This window comes from Myxococcus sp. AM009, from assembly GCF_013372605.1.
Classification (GTDB): domain Bacteria; phylum Myxococcota; class Myxococcia; order Myxococcales; family Myxococcaceae; genus Myxococcus; species Myxococcus vastator.
Genome location: NZ_JABXEP010000463.1, coordinates 1 through 435 on the forward strand (window position 1 = coordinate 1; position 435 = coordinate 435).

Below are 435 nucleotides of genomic sequence, written 5' to 3' on the forward strand. Positions count from 1 at the left end.
GACATAGAGCGCCCCTTGCGGCTGGACCTCCAGCGCGCCGCCTTCCGGCACCGGAACCGCGAGCAGATGCTGAATGGCGCGACTCAACGTCGAATCGAAGGTCTGTCCCGGCGGAGCAATCTCGCCATGCGCCTGGTCGATGAGCGGCTTCAAGTCGCGGTACATGCTCCTGGCGACCTGCGCGTCGAACGTTCCAACCACTCGCGCGACCAGGTCGTAGCGAGCATGGCTTCGCGGGTCGATGGTCACCGACTTGTTCTTGCCCTCGACGACCTGGAACTTGTCGGCCGGGCCCATGAAGCCCAGCACCATCCGCGGGCTCGCGCCCTCCGCGATGTTGTTCACCGCCGCCGTCACCCGGCGCACCAGGTCCTTCTCCTGAAGCCAGCGCTGCAGCTCCGCTTCCTCGGACATCCGGCTCGCCATCTCCCGGAC

At 66.7% G+C, this 435-nt stretch carries 1 protein-coding gene; it reads right to left on the minus strand.

Annotated elements, in window-relative coordinates; genetic code table 11:
- On the minus strand, window positions 1-414 hold a 414-nt coding region (locus tag HV824_RS36400; RefSeq protein ID WP_255208639.1), incomplete at its 3' end, for a DUF3014 domain-containing protein.
- Between the last annotated feature and the right edge of the window lie 21 nt (window positions 415-435).